The sequence below is a fragment of the Vibrio sp. Vb1018 genome (assembly GCF_033338775.1).
Lineage (GTDB): Bacteria > Pseudomonadota > Gammaproteobacteria > Enterobacterales > Vibrionaceae > Vibrio > Vibrio alginolyticus.
Map to the genome: position 1 here is coordinate 219660 of NZ_JAWOTI010000002.1, position 17233 is coordinate 236892.

Sequence of the window (17233 nt, forward strand, 5' to 3'; positions counted from 1 at the left end):
GATATTCTAGCGAACAGTTGTTAGCTCAAAGTTAGGGATACACCTGTGACTCAAAACAAACCACCTGTTATCTGGTTGAATACATTAATATTTTCTGCCAGTTTTGTTCTGACTTTTATTGTAATGCCTTGGTATGCATATCATTTTGGACTAGGTTGGGAACATCTAATTTGGGGAGTGATTGCATTTAGTTTTACTAACCTTTCTATTACAGCAGGCTATCATCGTCTCTGGAGCCACAAAACATACGAAGCTCATCCTATTTTGCGCGCCATTTTTGCGATTGGAGGAGCATTTTCTTTGCAAAATAGTGCATTACATTGGTCTTCTGATCATCGTGTGCATCACAAACATGTCGACAATAACGATAAAGATCCGTACTCAGCCAAGCGGGGTTTTTGGTATTCTCACATTGGGTGGATGTTACGTGATTACAATAAATCAAAGGAAAACGAATATACAAACTGCCGTGACCTAAAGCGCGACAAAATCGTCATGTGGCAGCATAAGTATTATGTTCCACTTGCCCTACTGACTAATATTGGTTTCCCAGTCATGCTCGGACTGATCTACGGTGATATCTGGGGGATGTTATTGGTCGTTGGTGCGACTCGACTCTTTATGAGTCACCATACGACTTTTTTCATTAACTCCCTCGCACATATTTGGGGTAAGCAAACTTTCACAGACAAAAACACTGCTCGCGATAATGGTGTACTCGCCTTTTTCACATTTGGAGAGGGTTACCATAATTTCCATCATATTTTCGAGAATGACTATCGCAATGGCGTGTATTGGTGGCATTACGACCCAACGAAGTGGTTGATAAAGTCATGTTCTTGGCTAGGACTCACATCTAAGTTGCGCACAACGCCTACATTTAGAATTGAAAAAGCCCGTGCGAGTCAACTTTTGAAGAAAGCAAGAGAAAAGCTAGAATCGAAACCGAACACGCAAACGATCCTCGATCAGCTACAGCACGAGTTTGATACTCTAGTTCATCACATGCAGGAATACTACGAGATGCGCAAAGAAGTACTCGGTGCCAAAACTGCCAGTGTGGTAAAAAAATACGAATGTTCTGTAACGAAAATGAAGTACCAGCAAATTAAAGCAGAGTTCGAACGGCAGCAACGTAGTTGGAACCTTATGGTTCGTCGATACGCATAGTTTATCCTCATTCTTACGATTACTTAGCTTCGCTTCGGCGAAGCTTTTTTGTTGTGAAGAGTGTTTTCCAATAATTGCTTATTGAGTAAAGTCTTTTTCCTATTGTGAATCAATTCACTCATTATTCATTCACTTTCCTAGTCATATTTTCCTTCCTATAAATAGCTTCAAACCAGCACATAACACTTAGAAAACCAAATTCCAACAATACAATCTAACGAAATTATTTATTAAATTATTATTTGTCTCAGATCATGCAAGCCCCATATTTGTCTCGTGCCACAGCTAAGAATTCTGTAAATTCCTTGTCATAAACTGAAACAGTTTCTTTCTTTTTTACATAACATTCGGAGATCCCTATGTTAGAGCTCTTAATTGGCTTAGTGGTTACCATTGCGGTGGGTTACTTTATTGTCAAAGGCTATAAAGCTGCGGGCGTGTTACTGACAGCTGGTATTGCTTTACTTCTTATGACTGGCGTTTTGGGGCACGACGTGCTGCCGTCAAAAATCACCTCAACTGGTAACATGGTGACAGATGCGCTTGAATACGTGAAATACATGCTTCAATACCGCGGTGGCGGTCTTGGTATGCAAATCATGCTGCTTTGTGGTTTTGCGTCATACATGACTCATATCGGCGCGAACAACGTGGTAGTGAAACAGTTCTCTAAACCGCTTTCTGTCATCAAGTCTCCTTACGTCCTTTTGGTAGCGGCTTACATTGTGGCGTGTTTAATGTCTCTTGCGGTAAGTTCTGCAACAGGCCTTGGCGTACTATTAATGGCGACACTATTCCCAATGATGGTCGCGATGGGCATTTCTCGTCCAGCAGCCGTTGCAGTGTGTGCCTCTCCAGCGGCAATCATCCTTTCTCCTACTTCTGGTGATGTTGTTATCGCAGCAGAAAAGTCTGGTTTAGAGCTTGATGTGTTTGCGGTACAAACTGTGTTGCCTGTTTCTATTTGCGCAATCATCGTCATGGCAGCGGCAGCGTTCTTCTGGAACAAATACTTAGATAAGAAAGAAAATACGCCAATGGAAAAAATTGATGTATCAGAGATCAAAGCTGACGCACCAGCGTTTTATGCAGCTCTTCCATTTCTACCTATCATCGGCGTTTTCCTATTCAACGGTCGTACCATTCCAGGACTTAGTCTAGACATCTACACTATTGTGGTTGGTTCGATTTTCCTTGGAGCTCTGATCCATTATGTTGTAAATAAGTTCGATGGTAAGAAATCACTAGAAGATTTAGATTCTTGTTACGCGGGCATGGCTGACGCGTTTAAAGGCGTTGTGATGCTTTTGGTTGCCGCAGGGGTTTTTGCACAAGGTCTGATGTCTATCGGCGCTATCGATAACCTACTTCATCTCGCAGACAATGCTGGTGCAGGCGGCGTTGCTTTAATGCTTATTCTAACTGCATTGACAGTTGCAGCAGCAATTGCAACGGGTTCGGGCAACGCGCCTTTCTATGCGTTCGTGGAGTTAGCACCATCTTTAGCTGCTAAAATGGGATTAAACCCTGCGTTCCTAATTATCCCGATGCTTCAAGCATCAAACCTAGGCCGTACTATCTCACCAGTATCTGGCGTAATCGTTGCGACATCAGGTATGGCAAACATCAGCCCGTTTGAGGTTGTAAAACGCACATCCGTTCCAGTTCTAGCAGGCCTTATCACGGTGATTATTGGTACTATGGTGCTTGTTCCAATGAGTGCCTAACGGTATTGCCACGATCAAACTAAAAGCAATATCCGAACAAAATTACGTTTAATTAAAAACGCCAGCAAATGTGCTGGCGTTTTTTTATTCTAATGTGATGATTTACGCTGACTTAAATCGGTCAGGAATCTTAGTGATGCTCTCTCTGTAGCTAAACCATAAGTAGGTAACGGCAAGCGAAAAGAATAAATATGAAAGTGCGAATACGATTGGAGACGTGATTAATTCCGCGGACATTCCCCACATCACACCGACTACGGTTATCGTCAACTTAGAAAGCATACCGCAAATGAGTAGGAATAAAGCAAGCTGTGGAAAGCGCGAGCTGCGAAATGCGAAGAAATAACAGCTACCTACCGCTAAAGAAGCAATAGATAAGCCCAACATAAATGAATGGATGTGGTCTGCTGATGCGATACCAGCGGATACCGAAGCCATGAGTAATAGGAACAGTTTCATAAGTCACCTCACAACAAATCTAAAAAGCATCCCTTCATAAATGAAAACTCATTTTTCACTATATTCTGCGCCTAAAATCAGCAATTACAAGTTACTTTTTTGCTCACTTAATGAACACAAAAGCTAATCAGCTTCAATTATTACAAAAGGTTAACAATTAAAAATTAAGAAACCCTTTGCATCTGATACTTACGACAGCCAGATGATAAATTCTCCATTTTTGTTACAGATGGTTAACATGGAAACATTTTGAAATTTTTTATTTGAAATGTGAACTGTGCACTCAACAGCGTAAAACCTCTCTGTCTTGACTCATCATTCGTTATTAGTGAACAAAAAATGCCACTTTTTTACAACGTTCTTACTACATACAAAACCATGAATTCACATCCACTTTTAATGTTGCAAATTATTTTATCAGTAACCGTAAAAAGAGATTCCAATCACATATTTATTGGTTATAATCCGCGCTCATTGCGTTAAACGTTGAAAAACGCAAACTAATTTTGAGAAAAAACATCTTTAAACCAACCTTCTTTGCGGCATTGCCAATAAGAGGAAAAACTGAGAATAAAAATGAGCAAGATTGATAAAGCTATGCGCATCCTGTTAGCAGGGTTCTGTATCAACCTTTGTCTTGGCATCCTGTATGCTTGGAGTGTATTCAACAAGGCACTGGTAACTGAATCAGGCTGGAGTGCTGCAGAAGCTTCTGCACCTTACGCAACTGCAACCATCACTTTCTCTATCTGTCTTCTTATTGCAGGTATTCTTCAAGACCGCATGGGCCCTCGAATGATCCTTATCCTAGGTACTGTTCTTACAGGTCTGGGCATGATCGCTTCTGGCTTTGTGAACTCTCCACTAATGTTGAACATTACATTCGGTGTGATCACAGGTGCAGGTATCGGTTTTGGTTACGCATGCCTATCACCTTCTGCGATGAAGTGGTTCCACGCTTCGAAGAAAGGTATGGTTAACGGCATTATTGCGGCAGGTTTCGGTCTAGCGGCTATTTACCTTGCGCCAGTAACTTCTGCGCTAATAGACAGCATGGGCATTCAAACTAGCTTTATGGTTCTTGGTGTTGGTATCCTAGCGATTGCAGTTCCTCTTGCAGCAACCATCAACAACCCACCAGCAGACTACACACCTGCTGAGCCTAAAGTAAAAGAAGGCCAAGCACCTAAAGCGGTGAAAAAGTCAGATGACTTAACTTGGAAAGCAATGTTGAAAACGCCACAGTTCTACTCTCTATGGATCATGTACGCGTTTGCAGCTTCTGTTGGTCTAATGATCATTGGTAACATCACGACAATCGCAAGCGTTCAAGCAAACTTGCCAAACGCGGTTTACCTAGCGTCTATTCTTGCTGTATTCAACTCTGGCGGTCGTGTTGCCGCGGGTATGCTTGCAGATAAAATCGGCGGTGTTCGTACGCTTCTACTCGCGTTCGTTCTACAAGGCGTAAACATGGTGCTGTTCGCGACGTTCGACTCTGAGTTTACACTGATCATCGGTACAGCAATCGCAGCGGTAGGTTACGGCACACTTCTAGCGGTATTCCCTACTCTAACGGCTGAGTTCTACGGTCTGAAAAACTACGGCACTAACTACGGTGTGCTTTACACAGCATGGGGTATCGGTGGTGCAATCGGCGCAGCGGTTGTTGGTTTCTCGATGACAAATGGCGACGGCTACACCTTGGCTTACACAATTTCTTCAGCAATGATGGCAGTATGTATCGTACTAGCGTTCATCACTAAGCCATTGTCTGAAGCGAAAGTAGCACAGCTAAAAAACGCATAATTGCGAATTGATTTGATAGCAAAAAGGCTTAACCTATGGGTTAAGCCTTTTTTGTTATCGGTCGTTTATGGAAAGCCCTATCGAATTTGCACCAGACTACTATCTAGAGAACTTCTTCAAGCTGACTCATCACGCAGTAACTTGGTACAGCGATTTACTGACCAAGGAAGAACACGCATGGCTTTGCTCGTTTGATTCTTTGAGCAAACACGCCCAGTGCCTTTTGGTGCGTTTATACAGCCGAAAGGGGTGTTGGTTTCGAAGCGATAAGCTGAGTTATCAAGAAATACCTTCTATCAATGAAGCACTGGTAGAATTGAGTCAGCATGAGTTTGTAGCCCTTTCCCCACCCCTTTCTCATCAAGAGTTAGCGGCCAATTTACTGACCAAACCAGAAATCTCCACACTTTATCCCGAACTGCCGAAATCACTCAAGAAAGACGCCCTTGTCGAACGTTTGAGTAATGCGGAATTTGATCGTATAGAGAAGCTTGAGTTTACGATCGTCAAACTCAATTCAGCTCATATGATCGACGTGTTGCTCACTCTGTTTTTTGCCAACACCCATCAAGACTTAAGTCAGTTTGTGCTTGATGACTTAGGTTTGCATCAGTTCGAGCAATATCAATTGAGTAAAGTGCGCCGTTTCTTTGATTCACGTGAGCAAATAGACCGTTTAATTGAACTGAGCCAGTTGGCCAACCTGTACTGGCAATTTGACCGAAAAGACAAAGCCAATCTCGACTTATTAATTGAGGCAATGCCTCAGCCCGTTAAACACCGTTACGTAGATCGTAAACGCGAGCACATGTTGAATGACATAGCACGTGATTACGAACGGCTTAATGATCTAGAGACCGCCCTATCTCTATTTGGGCAAACTCAACTCACACCGAGCCGAGAACGACGCGCACGTATCTATGACAAATTAAACCATGATGATTTATTTGGTGACATTGTCACAGATATGCTTCACTCACCGATCGATGTGTCTGAGCTCGAAGTTGCACAAAAACTTGAGCAACGGTTAAAACGAAAACAAGGCGAGAAAGTGCCAAGAGTGACGAAGTCAACCTGTACGGAATACCGCCTTGAACTGGATTTATCTCAACAGAGAGTCGAACTCGCCAGCAAAGCGTATTTTGAGTCCTTAGGCTGGACTGTATTTTACGCCGAAAATGCACTGCTTAATGCATTACTTGGTCTCACTTTTTGGGATGCGATTTTCGCTCCCATCGAAGGCGCATTCATCAATGCCTATCAACATCGTCCTCTGGATTTGTACCATTCTGATTTTGTTACCAAACGCCAAGCTTTGATAGATGCGACGTTTGGTGAGTTGGAAACGGGCAATACTCATACGTTGTTAACTAGGTACGATGAGAAGTTTGGTATCAGCAATCCATTTGTGCATTGGAGCTTAATAAGTAAAGAGCTACTCGAAACGGCACTTGATACAATCCCAACTAGCATGTTGGTGGCGCTATTTAAAATACAATTGAGTGACCTAAAGCTTTACCGCAATGGGATGCCTGATCTGATTGCTTTTAAAGGAAACGAGTTCGAATGGATTGAAGTAAAAGGGCCAGGCGATAAACTCCAAGACAACCAATGGCGTTGGATTAAAGAGTTTACTCGCCTTAATGTGCCATTTGCGGTGTGTTACGTCGCCGCAAGTTAACTCTCTTTATATAAAGAGCTTGGCGCATATTCATTAAAACAATTTCTTTTTTACCGCACCTTGCTCTTTTTCTGAAATATTTTTGTTTCTTCACGATCACTTCACGCTTCATCACACACAATGCGCTTCTACTCATTAAGTTGATTTGAAGAGGCAAAATAAAATGAACAAAACCATTCTTGCGTTACTCGTTACCTGCTCAGTTTCGGTATCTGCGGCTCCTTATGTAGGTCTGGAATATGGACTAGGCACCACTGACCATGACTTGGAACCTCACTTTTCAGCTGAAAATGTAACACTTAATCCAGAACTTGAGGATGGTATTTTCTCAGGTTTTATCGGTTACTCGTTTAATGACAATTGGGCAATTGAGCTAGGTTACAGCCAGTTTGACCTTGATGACGGCCGTTCTAAGAACCTTGGTATCAAGACAATTGATGGCAAAGATTACCATCATGAAATGGATTGGGATGCGTCAATCAAAGCCAAACAAGTCTCGCTAGCACCAGTGTTTAGCTATGCATTAAGTGATAAATGGACAACAAAATTCAAAGCGGGTTTAACTTACACGCAATACGACGCCAAGGTTGCTCAACATCAAGAATATGAGCTTGTCGCGAATGACGATGTGGAAATAAGCAACTCGCTTTTCCATAGCTCAGAGAAAAGCAACGAGTTAGGCGCAATGTTCTCTGTGGGCGCGGAATACCAAGTGTTGCCAAAGCTCACCATTGGCGCAAACGCTAAATACCAACTAGACAGCTACGCAAACACTGCATCCTTTAACGTAGGCACAACTTATTACTTCTAATATAAGGAGATGATAATGAAAAGAGTATTGTTAACATCCATGCTTGCTCTACTTTCAAGCTCGGCTTTCGCCGCGTTTAATGGTCCAGAAGTCAGTGCAATCAATACGGTGAAAGAGGCGCGCAACGCAACCGACGACAGCGCTGTAGTGCTAACCGGGCATATTGTTCAATCATTTGGTAACGAGACTTACTTGTTCAAAGACAACACTGGTGAGATCGAAGTAGAGATCGACAACGAAGATTGGATGGGTCAAGAAGTGACACCAAAAGATACCGTAATGATTCGAGGAGAGGTTGATTCAGATTGGACAACTACGCAAATAGACGTTGAGACCATTCAAAAACGTTAAGAAGTTGACTAATACCTCAACACAAATAACACAGCCACATTTTAGTGGCTGTGTTACGCAATAATCATGGAAAACGCTCGTTTAGCTAGTCAAGCAAGGGCAATCTTGCGGTACGACTAATCGTATACTCTTAGGCTGAACATCAAATCTAATGGTTCTCGAATGATAAGGTTCTCCATCTAAATTAAGAGGCAATGGATTCGGAAAATCTATCTCCAACCAGCTTGCTTTAGTGTACTTCACAAACTCTCCTTTCTCACTCGGGTTATTGATCTCGTCGATTACTTTAGGCAGCTCATGAGGTAAAAATGGGCGCACCAATGTTAGATCCATCATCCCATCATTAATCATCGCTTTTGGAGCTAACTCTTGCCCACCTCCAGCAAGGCGCCCATTACAAAACGCACCGAGCAACATTTCTCCCTGATACGCGCCACCTTCAATCTTTATTGTTCCGTCATATGGTTTAAAGCCAAGTGCTTTTATAACACCAGTTAACGTGTAAGCTCCGCCGCCAAGAAAGTTTTTGAGTTCAACAGGCGTTTCTGCTGTAACTTCTGCACCAAACCCTGCTGTTGCCACGTTAATAAAGCAGCGATCGTTCGCTTTGACGCAATCGACCAAAGCGGACTGCCCCTCAACAGCAAGAGATAAAGACGCCTTAATGGAATTAGGTACTTGAATAGCGGTAGCAAAGTCATTGGCGGTACCAAGGGGAATAATGGCTAACTCAGGGCGTTTTTCTTTGTCAATTTGAATAATCGCAGAAGCCGCCTCATTGACGGTCCCATCGCCACCAGCGACAACAATACGTTCAATGCCTTCATCAACCGCTTCTTTAACTAGCCGCGGCATGTCTTGAGATTCCCACGTCACACGCACCTGTACGTCGATGCCTTTTTCTCTCATTTTCATGATTGCATCTCTTAACTCTGGATTCCCAGCTTTTTTTCCGTTAAGGATGGCACGTATTGTCTTTTTCATTGCACTTCCTATTGGTTGATGACTTTTCCTGCTTGCTTAATCTGTGAACGTAACCACTGATGGGCGCTGTCGTTTGTGCGACTAGGATGCCAGATTGTACAAAGCTCATACATTTGTTCATCAAATGGCATTGATAAAGATTTAACATGATAGGTGTTATTGAACAAGTTGATCATCGACTCTGGCATTAAACCAATGTATTCACTACCACAAATAATTGGGAGCATTTCTAGTACGCCTGAGGCTCGATACTTAATCTTTCTCTTATCCAAGTCGACAATGTCATCGGCGTTTAACAAGCTCTTACGACTCTGCCACTGCGAAACCACTACGTGTTCTTCTTCAAAAAATTGTTCAGCCGTAATCTCGTCATTCAGGCGTGGATGCGCTTCGCTACATACCACCACCAAACGCTCCGTAAGTACAGTTTCCAGTTTTAACACCGTTCTTGCTCTTGGTGTGATATCAATGATCAAATCGTATCGTTGTAACCGCAGATCACTTTCAAAATCTTCCGTAAAAAGCGGATGTACTTCTAATGCAACATTTGGCGCCGACACACGGATTTGTTTCATGACTTGAGGTAGCAACTCAAAGCTTGCAACGGACACACAGGCAATAGAAAACACTCTATTCGACACTTTAGGGTCAAACTCACTAGAGGCCGATAATGTCGAAGTGAAATTTTGTACTGAAGCTAGAAGAGCAGGATAAATATCCATCGCAAACGAGGTAGGCTCGACACCTTTAACGCAACGATGAAACAATGGATCATCGTAGATATCACGTAGCCTTGCTAGCGCTTTACTCACCGCAGGCTGGGTGATGTTTAAACGCGCCGCCGCCCGAGACAAGTTACGCTCTTCATAGATGGCAGTGAAAATGGGAATAAGATTAAGGTCGGTCGGTTTCATGCTATTAAATTTTTCAAAAGTCACTTTCTCTATTTTAATCTAACAGCATGATCCTTCACGTAGCCAAGTGCAATAAATGGGCGGTATCGCTTGTTTTAATGAGTTTTAACTCAATTTTGACGCACTTCATTCACCACATAAACTGGCACCATAGTGCAACGTAAAGCTTGACTTAGGCTTTGCCTAGGTAAGGGGGTAAGAAACTCGCTGACTTCCTCGCCGCACAAACCCGTTTCTACCTCTATACCTGCTTGTTTTAGAATCTCGATACCTCGACCACTGTTGCGCGGGTCGGGGTCCAATATGGCTACGACGACTTTGCTTATGCCGGATTTGACTAATGTCACCGCGCAAGCTGGCGTGCGACCAACAAACGAACACGGTTCCAGCGTAACGTATGCCGTCACCGATTCTAACGAGCCTTGATACGCATTCAGCGCTTCCACTTCCGCGTGATTGCCACCAATCGCTTGAGTATGACCTTCAGAAACGATTTGATTGTCTTTCACTAACACGCAGCCAACCGGCGGGTTGGGTTGACATTCAGGAAGCGCATTTTTGGACACTTCCAATGCGCGGCGCATAAACTCTTGGCTCATTTGAACTCTATTCTCTAATAAAAACGAGGCGCTATATTAGCGCCCCGTTTTATTCATTGCCATCTCTTCCAATGACTTTGTCCAGTTCTGGTAACGCTCGCGGAATACGGAATTTAAAGCGTTTTTGTTTGGTCTGGACTTTGCGCCACATCGACTTCAGTAAATGAGCGCTATTTTCACCATTTTGCATTCGCGACGCACTTTTTTGCCACGATTCACTCGTATCGGCTTTGTTCATTTCCAGCTCTGCCGTATTTAAACGCAATTGTTTGTACAATATGGTCCTTGCTTCAGACCAACGTTTAGCCTTTAACAAACGGTGGAACGTCAACCATGCTGGTGTCGGTCTGTTGCGGTAGTAACGTTTAATGGCTACCAATGAAATAATCACAAAACCCAGCAACACAAGCGTGGAAACAATCCATGCAAAGTACGTTCTGATGAAGGACTTCAACGTGTGCTTCGCGGCAAAAGTTTTGCCCTCTAACATCACCGTTTCCACTTGCTGAGTCTTACTGTTCCACCAACGAAACTCATAATCAGGCAGGGTTAATTCACCACCTTGTTGAATCACGTACACGCTCTCTTCTGTGCGTGTTGACTGGTAATCACCACGTGTTTGCGTATCTGTCAAACGGTGGGGTTGAGGATACGCTTGATAACGGGTTGTTGATTCTCCTTTCAACAAGTCTGGTAGCAATACAGATAGTGAATCTTGAGCCGAAATGGTGATTTTACGCGTGATTGCATCCCCAACTTTGAGTGACTCAGTGGAGGTATCCCACTCTTGCTTTACCTCTACATCTGTTGCAGAAAACCAAGGTGTCTCACCACTCAGCAGGCCCGATGGCAAGGCGGTTTTGAACTTAATCGGCTGCGTGTAAAGTGTGCCTGACACCTTCTCGCCGTCCGGCGCAGACACCTGAACGCCCACTGCGACAGGTGGAATCACAAAATCACCAGAAGCTTGAGGATACAAAGTCACTTCCCAGCGTTGACGCGACCAAGTTTGCCCCTCTTTTTGCTCAGTAAAGTTGGTTGCTAGTTGATTACGCTGTTTGGCGATAACATTGGGTATTTCAATATTGCCAATTCTCGTACCACCCGTAAACCAACGCGGCGTTGCCACTTCGATGGTTAAAATAACTTGCTCATTGACGCTAAAACTTGGTGTTTTCCTCTTCTCTCCAGCCGTTGGTTGTTTACCAACCCACGCTTGTAACTCAACTCCATGCTTTCGTTGAACGTCACGAATATCTTGAGCCAACACACTACTGCTCAGGAGGAAGCCGAAACAGATAACTAACCACAAGGGTAAAGCAAAGTGCGTAAAACGGTGGCTTTTCATCATTGCACCGCCTCCTCTGTATTTTCGTTCGCAGTAGAGGTTGATTCTCCGGTTTCTATTGAACGCAATTGAATCTGAAACTTCGCATTTAAGAAGTATTTAGGATCCGCTTCGACTCGCTTTAACCATTTGTCGGCTAATTCTTGGCTACCTAAGATGTCGTCTGCACTTAACGCTTCTTTAATCATCAACTCCGCTGACGTTTTTTCATCCGCCCCTTCTGCGGTTTGAGGGTTATCGCCTAGCTCGGTTGATGCTTCTTGCTCTGTTCCTGCCTGACTCTCACTCATCCGGTTGATGTCCTCTACAATACCACCAATCACTTTCAAGTTATGCTCAACATCCGGTCTTAGCCTCTCGCTCAATGTTGGCTTGTTGGCTAGGGATTTTAACAAGTCACGTGCAGCCAAATATTCACGCTGACGCGCCAATGCACTCGCCGCATTATAAAGACCGTAATCTCGAACCTCTTCGGACGGGTCGTTTTGCATTTCCAAAAACGCACTGTGGGCGAGTTCAAACTCGCTAGCGTAGTAGTACGCCGTGCCTTTGCGTAATGGATCGACGAAGTGTTTCGCGGCTTCTAAATACGCTTGTTTGTTAAACAAACGCTGTCCTTGTTGGTCTGGCGTTAGCCACAAATCCCACCACCATTGCGCCACCTTGTCGAAAGCCGTCACTTTTTGCACAACTTGTGGCTGCTCGGCTTTAACTGAAATATTCTCGGCCATCGCACTTGTTGGCATCAATAACGTGCCGCTCACCATTACAATCACGCACCACTGCACTAACCACCCTTTTCTAAACCACAGCATCATGATCAGCGCGATTGGGAACAGAATTTGATACCCCATGTCTTTCCAAGGCATTGAAGATTCGCCATTAAGCTGCATATTGCGCTCAACGTATCGATTCAGTTGCTCGATATCACTATTATCGACGGTCACTTCCACCAATCGACCGTTGGTCTGGCTGGCCAGTTTTTGTAGAGAATCCAAATCCATTGGGTTGTTACTCACAATGTCAGCGTTCCCTGCCGCAAGAATTAACAGTTGATAAGGTTTGCCCGAGAAATACGCTTGGTATTGCTCAATCGTGGCCGGGTTCACGCCGTCGCTCACCAACAGAACGGTGGAGCCTGGTTGACCTTGCAATTGCAGATCAATTAACGGCAAGGCTTTTTCGGCAAGCTTACCTTGCACGGGCATAATCTCTGGCGTAATGGCCGCCAAAAATGGGTCAAATACTTTGCTGTCTTGAGTTATAGGCATTGCGACATGAGCACTGCCCGCGAACACGACTAAACCCGTTTTTCCGCCTTTTCGCGCGGCTAGCAAATCGCGTATTTTATGTTTGGAACGCTCAAGGCGGCTTGGTGGGAGATCTTTTTGCAGCATCGAGTCGCTGTTATCAAGCACCACAAGCATAGAGGCTTGATCTTCGCCAAAGGGGGAAGATTCACGTTGCCACGTTGGGCCTGCACAAATCACAATGGCGATGAACACAATCAGCATCAAGAGCTTAAGCGGCAGTTGCTTACGCCAGCCTCGCTCACCTATCGTCAAAGCATTGCGTAAATGTTCGGGCAAAATATCCTTCCAGCTTGGCTTGCTTTCTTCTCGCCAGCGTAACCACACCAAGAAAAACATGGGGATCAAAGCCAGTAACCACAGTGGTCGAATAAAATGAAACTGCGTAAAGAATTGCGTCCAACTAAGAGAATCAAACATCGCTCTCTCCTAATGATGATTGTGTTGCAGCCCTTCTTTTGAGTGTTGCGACGCTGAACGCGAGCAAATGCATGATGACCACTAACGCCATCAAGTAATGGTGAAGGCTTTGTTTTGGGCGGTATGTGGTGCTTTCGTAAAGTTGAGGTTCCAGTTTGCCAATTTCGTCGTAGGCAGCCGATAGTTCATCACGGTTGAGTGCTTCAAACGCTTCACCGCCGGATTCTTTCGCAATGCGATGAATCGTGTCCATATCCAACGCGGTTTCACCTATCGTTTCCGGATCACCCATCGCAATCACGTGCACTCTCACGCCTTTGGCTTTCGCAACTTTCGCCGCATCAATCGGTTCAACAAAACTGCCCGTGTCGTTACCATCGGTTAATACAATCGCGACTTTTTCACGGTTTTGATCTTGTTCTAAAGCACCACGCGACTTATCGCTTTGCTCAAAAACTTTAATCGCTAAGCCAATCGCATCACCTAGATGGGTACTCTGCCCTGCCATTGCCACATCGGTTTGGTTAAGCAGTTCGAGCCACACTTTTTGGTCTGCGGTAAATGGCGTTTGCACGAAAGCAGCATCACCAAAAAGCACCAAGCCTAATCGGTCACCTTTACGAGACTGAACAAACTCCGACAGCACTTCTTTTGCCGCATCAAGACGAGAAATTTTTTCGCCTGTACGTGAGGTGAAATCTGGCTCGGCCATGGAGCCCGAAAGATCCACCACCACCATCACATCGCGGCCTAAACTCGCGCGAACTTGAGGCTCGCCTAACACGGTGGGTTTTGCCATCGCACACACCACCAAAAGCCATGAAAGAATTAACGTTGCTCGCTGCCACCAACTCGGGGTCAACTGGCTTGCACCTTCTGATGGCGTCTCGCCAATCGCTTCCACCAGCTGACTAAAAAACGGCACTTTGATCGCCATTTGCTTAGTGCGATATGCGGGCACCAAGTAGTACACCACCAACGGCAAGGGCAAAACCAGAAACCACATTGGGTGAGCAAATTCAAAACCAGACAAACCAGTTATCGATGCAAGAAGATCATTCATGTTGACCTCCCTGATGTGCTTTGCGTTTCAATCGTGGTGATTTATTTGCCGCGCTTTTTTGAGCATCACAACGGTGCTCACTCACCCAGTTTTTCGCACGAGCAATAAGCGTTACTCGCTCTTCGTTGGTTAGCGTAACGCTTGGGTCAACAATACTTTGTAGCCAGCACTTTGAAAGCTCATCGTTAAAAACCATTTGCGAGTTTGCTTGAGAATCTTCGGTTTGCGGATACAGCGCATCTAGCTTGCGCAGAAAGGCGGTATCAAACAATTTCGCGTTGCGGCTATCAATATGAATCAGCACTACTTTAAGCACCGAGAACAATGCTTTAGGCATATCTTTGTTGCTCGATTTGATTTGCGAAATCGCCATTAGAGCTTCTTTTCGGTAACGATTATGCCACCATTGCCGAGCCAATCGATATACGACGTACACCAATGTAATGAACGCAACCGCCGCTAAAATTTTCCAGCCAATAGTTTGCGGGTACCAACTCACGCTAGATGGTACGGCCACATCATGCAGCTCTCTGAGTATGTAGGTACTTGGAGGCGTAGGAAGATCACTCATTTAACGCCCTCCTACCAGTTTTTGGAATTGTTTAATGTGCTCACCTGTCGTATCGAGTTCGATGTGCGGAAGGTGTTTCATCGCCATAAGTTGAGAGAGTGATTGACGCTGTAAGCTAGTTCGAGCCTCAAGCTTTGCGCTCGCAGCTTCTACCTTTGCTTTGCTGTCTAAATTGAGTTGATACTGCCCATCACCAACCACCCATTTCGATTTTGCCAAATCGTCTGGTAGCGCTTGTTCTAATGGGTCACTTACCATCACTGCAAGAACATCGTTGTGCTGTTGTAGCTGTTTAAGGTGATCAAGGTGGTGCTCCTCGCAGTCGCTCCAGTCGCTGATAAAAATCAAAGTGGATTGCTTGAGCTTCATGCGTTTAATAAGCTCAATCCATTGACTGAACGTTACTTTTTCGGAATTGCAGGAGTCCACATTGAGCGATTGATTGGCTTTAGCGAGACGTTTAAGTTGCGCCAGAAGATCGTTTTGCGAACGCTGTGCCTTGCTGTGAAACAACGCCTGCGGGGATGCGATGACAAAACCGACTCGGTCGCCATCTTTTAATACTCGCCACCCACACATCGCTGCGATCTCTGCCGCGACAACTGATTTCATTACTTGCGTCGAAGCAAAAAACATTGTGCTTCTCTGGTCGACACACACGATTACGTTGCGATCTTTTTCTTCTGTATAGCTGCGCACGTGCGGCTTACCTGTACGCATCGTAACTTTCCAATCAAGGTTACGAATATCGTCACCCAATTGGTAATGGCGCAGCTCTTCGAAGTTCAATCCACGACCGCGAAACAACGAATTGTGTCGGCCAGAGAGTACGCTACCCGCCTTTAGGTGAGGAAGTAAACTGAATGATTCTGCTTGTGCTTGCAGACGTACTAAACGAGCGTAATCGCAGTACAAACGGGGATCCATCCCCTGTGATTTTGGCGCAAGAGTTGGCTTAGCCATAATGCCTCCCACTTACCCAATTTCTACACAATCTAGCAGCTCTTGTACGACTCGTTGGTGATCGACTCCGTCTGCTAGCGCATCGTAGGTCAAAGAAAAACGGTGGCCCAATACAGACGGAACCATGGCACGCACATCGTCAGGAGTAACGTGGTCACGTCCTTGCATCCACGCATACGCACGAGCGCATTTGTCGAGTGCGATGGAAGCACGAGGACTAGAGCCAATCTCAATCCATTTTGCTAAGTTTGAATCGGCATAACGCTCTGGCTTACGAGTCGCCATCACTAACGCAACGATGTAGTTTTCCACTAGGTCTGATACCACGATGTTTGGTAACTGACGACGCGCTTCTAGCACCACGTCTGGCTCGATGTGTTTTGGCGTAATAATTTCGCTGCTGGTTTCCGCACCCAATTCTTCACTGCGCACCAAACGAATGATGTCACGTTCTGCGTCATCTTCTGGATAATCGACGGTAACCTTCATGATAAAGCGATCCATTTGCGCTTCTGGCAGTGGGTACGTGCCCTCTTGCTCTACAGGGTTTTGCGTTGCAAGCACCATAAATAAGTCTGGCAATACGTGAGTTTTATCGCCTACCGTGATTGTGCCTTCGGCCATGGCTTCAAGCAGTGCCGCTTGTACTTTGGCTGGTGCACGGTTGACCTCATCAGCAAGTACAATGCTGTTAAAAATTGGCCCTGGCTGAAAATGGAGTTGCGGCTTACCATCCAGCTCTTGATAAACCTCAGTACCCGTCACGTCAGATGGTAAAAGATCCGGCGTAAACTGGATTCGACCAAAACTGGTGTTTAACAAGTTCGCCAAAGATTTTACGGAACGTGTTTTTGCCGTTCCCGGTAAACCTTCTAGCAGAATATGCCCATTTGTTAATAACCCGATGACTAAAGCTCGAACCACGTGGCTTTGTCCAATGACGCTTTTTTCTGTTTGTTCGATGAGTTCTTTTATCGCTTGTTGTGCGTGGTTCATAGGATACCTTTTCAATGGTTTAAGCCGTCTTTTCGATAGTTAAGTATAAGAACAAAT

General features: G+C 44.8%; 15 protein-coding genes and 1 pseudogene. 6 read left to right on the forward strand and 10 right to left on the reverse strand.

Annotation, left to right across the window (positions count from 1 at the left end; translation table 11 throughout):
• Positions 1 to 45 precede the first annotated feature (45 nt).
• Both R7Z10_RS03405 and dcuC read left to right on the forward strand, forming a co-directional pair.
• A complete protein-coding gene (locus R7Z10_RS03405) occupies positions 46 to 1170 on the forward strand; it encodes a fatty acid desaturase (RefSeq protein ID WP_318103962.1) in 1125 nt (374 codons plus the stop codon).
• A gap of 359 nt (positions 1171 to 1529) precedes the next feature.
• Complete coding sequence (dcuC, locus tag R7Z10_RS03410) at positions 1530 to 2897, forward strand: anaerobic C4-dicarboxylate transporter DcuC (RefSeq protein ID WP_005376528.1); 1368 nt, start codon at positions 1530 to 1532, stop codon at positions 2895 to 2897.
• Between the two features lie 102 nt (positions 2898 to 2999).
• Here dcuC and R7Z10_RS03415 read toward each other — a convergent pair whose 3' ends face one another.
• On the reverse strand, positions 3000 to 3356 hold the full coding sequence (locus R7Z10_RS03415; RefSeq protein WP_005376535.1) for a hypothetical protein: 357 nt from the start codon (positions 3354 to 3356) through the stop codon (positions 3000 to 3002).
• 576 nt (positions 3357 to 3932) lie between these two features.
• Between R7Z10_RS03415 and R7Z10_RS03420 the strand changes: the two genes are divergently transcribed.
• From R7Z10_RS03420 to R7Z10_RS03435, 4 genes are all read left to right on the forward strand, one after another.
• A complete protein-coding gene (locus R7Z10_RS03420) occupies positions 3933 to 5165 on the forward strand; it encodes an OFA family MFS transporter (RefSeq protein ID WP_005388232.1) in 1233 nt (410 codons plus the stop codon).
• A gap of 67 nt (positions 5166 to 5232) precedes the next feature.
• The gene (locus R7Z10_RS03425) at positions 5233 to 6846 is read left to right on the forward strand and encodes a VRR-NUC domain-containing protein (protein WP_318103965.1); all 1614 of its coding nucleotides are present in this window, start codon (positions 5233 to 5235) and stop codon (positions 6844 to 6846) included.
• Positions 6847 to 7009: 163 nt separating this feature from the next.
• Positions 7010 to 7657, forward strand: coding sequence for an AcfA family outer membrane beta-barrel protein (locus R7Z10_RS03430; RefSeq protein ID WP_225473031.1), 648 nt, complete (start codon positions 7010 to 7012; stop codon positions 7655 to 7657).
• Positions 7658 to 7672: 15 nt separating this feature from the next.
• A complete protein-coding gene (locus R7Z10_RS03435; RefSeq protein ID WP_017635355.1) occupies positions 7673 to 8008 on the forward strand; it encodes a YgiW/YdeI family stress tolerance OB fold protein in 336 nt (111 codons plus the stop codon).
• An 81-nt stretch (positions 8009 to 8089) separates the two neighbouring features.
• On the opposite strand, the gene yegS is transcribed toward R7Z10_RS03435, so the two are convergent.
• The 9 genes and pseudogenes from yegS to R7Z10_RS03480 all read right to left on the reverse strand — a co-directional run bounded on the left by yegS (position 8090) and on the right by R7Z10_RS03480 (position 17176).
• Entirely contained in the window at positions 8090 to 8992 is a 903-nt protein-coding gene (gene yegS / locus R7Z10_RS03440) for a lipid kinase YegS (protein ID WP_005376540.1), read from the reverse strand.
• A gap of 8 nt (positions 8993 to 9000) precedes the next feature.
• On the reverse strand, positions 9001 to 9906 hold the full coding sequence (locus R7Z10_RS03445; RefSeq protein ID WP_005376541.1) for a LysR family transcriptional regulator: 906 nt from the start codon (positions 9904 to 9906) through the stop codon (positions 9001 to 9003).
• A 176-nt stretch (positions 9907 to 10082) separates the two neighbouring features.
• A pseudogene (locus R7Z10_RS03450) lies at positions 10083 to 10505 on the reverse strand (bifunctional diaminohydroxyphosphoribosylaminopyrimidine deaminase/5-amino-6-(5-phosphoribosylamino)uracil reductase RibD); the annotation flags it as partial.
• 49 nt (positions 10506 to 10554) lie between these two features.
• Entirely contained in the window at positions 10555 to 11856 is a 1302-nt protein-coding gene (locus R7Z10_RS03455) for a BatD family protein (RefSeq protein WP_318103968.1), read from the reverse strand.
• Positions 11853 to 13583 carry a VWA domain-containing protein gene (locus tag R7Z10_RS03460; protein WP_318103972.1) on the reverse strand — a complete coding sequence of 577 codons (1731 nt, stop codon included), beginning with the start codon at positions 13581 to 13583 and terminating at the stop codon, positions 11853 to 11855. Before R7Z10_RS03460 ends, R7Z10_RS03455 begins: the two co-directional genes overlap by 4 nt.
• Positions 13576 to 14646, reverse strand: coding sequence for a VWA domain-containing protein (locus tag R7Z10_RS03465; RefSeq protein WP_213905120.1), 1071 nt, complete (start codon positions 14644 to 14646; stop codon positions 13576 to 13578). Before R7Z10_RS03465 ends, R7Z10_RS03460 begins: the two co-directional genes overlap by 8 nt.
• Positions 14639 to 15217, reverse strand: coding sequence for a DUF4381 domain-containing protein (locus R7Z10_RS03470; protein ID WP_318103974.1), 579 nt, complete (start codon positions 15215 to 15217; stop codon positions 14639 to 14641). The genes R7Z10_RS03465 and R7Z10_RS03470 overlap by 8 nt, the downstream gene beginning before the upstream one ends.
• Positions 15218 to 16180 carry a DUF58 domain-containing protein gene (locus R7Z10_RS03475; RefSeq protein WP_017821549.1) on the reverse strand — a complete coding sequence of 321 codons (963 nt, stop codon included), beginning with the start codon at positions 16178 to 16180 and terminating at the stop codon, positions 15218 to 15220. It abuts the gene before it with no gap.
• Between the two features lie 12 nt (positions 16181 to 16192).
• On the reverse strand, positions 16193 to 17176 hold the full coding sequence (locus R7Z10_RS03480; RefSeq protein ID WP_005376549.1) for a MoxR family ATPase: 984 nt from the start codon (positions 17174 to 17176) through the stop codon (positions 16193 to 16195).
• Between the last annotated feature and the right edge of the window lie 57 nt (positions 17177 to 17233).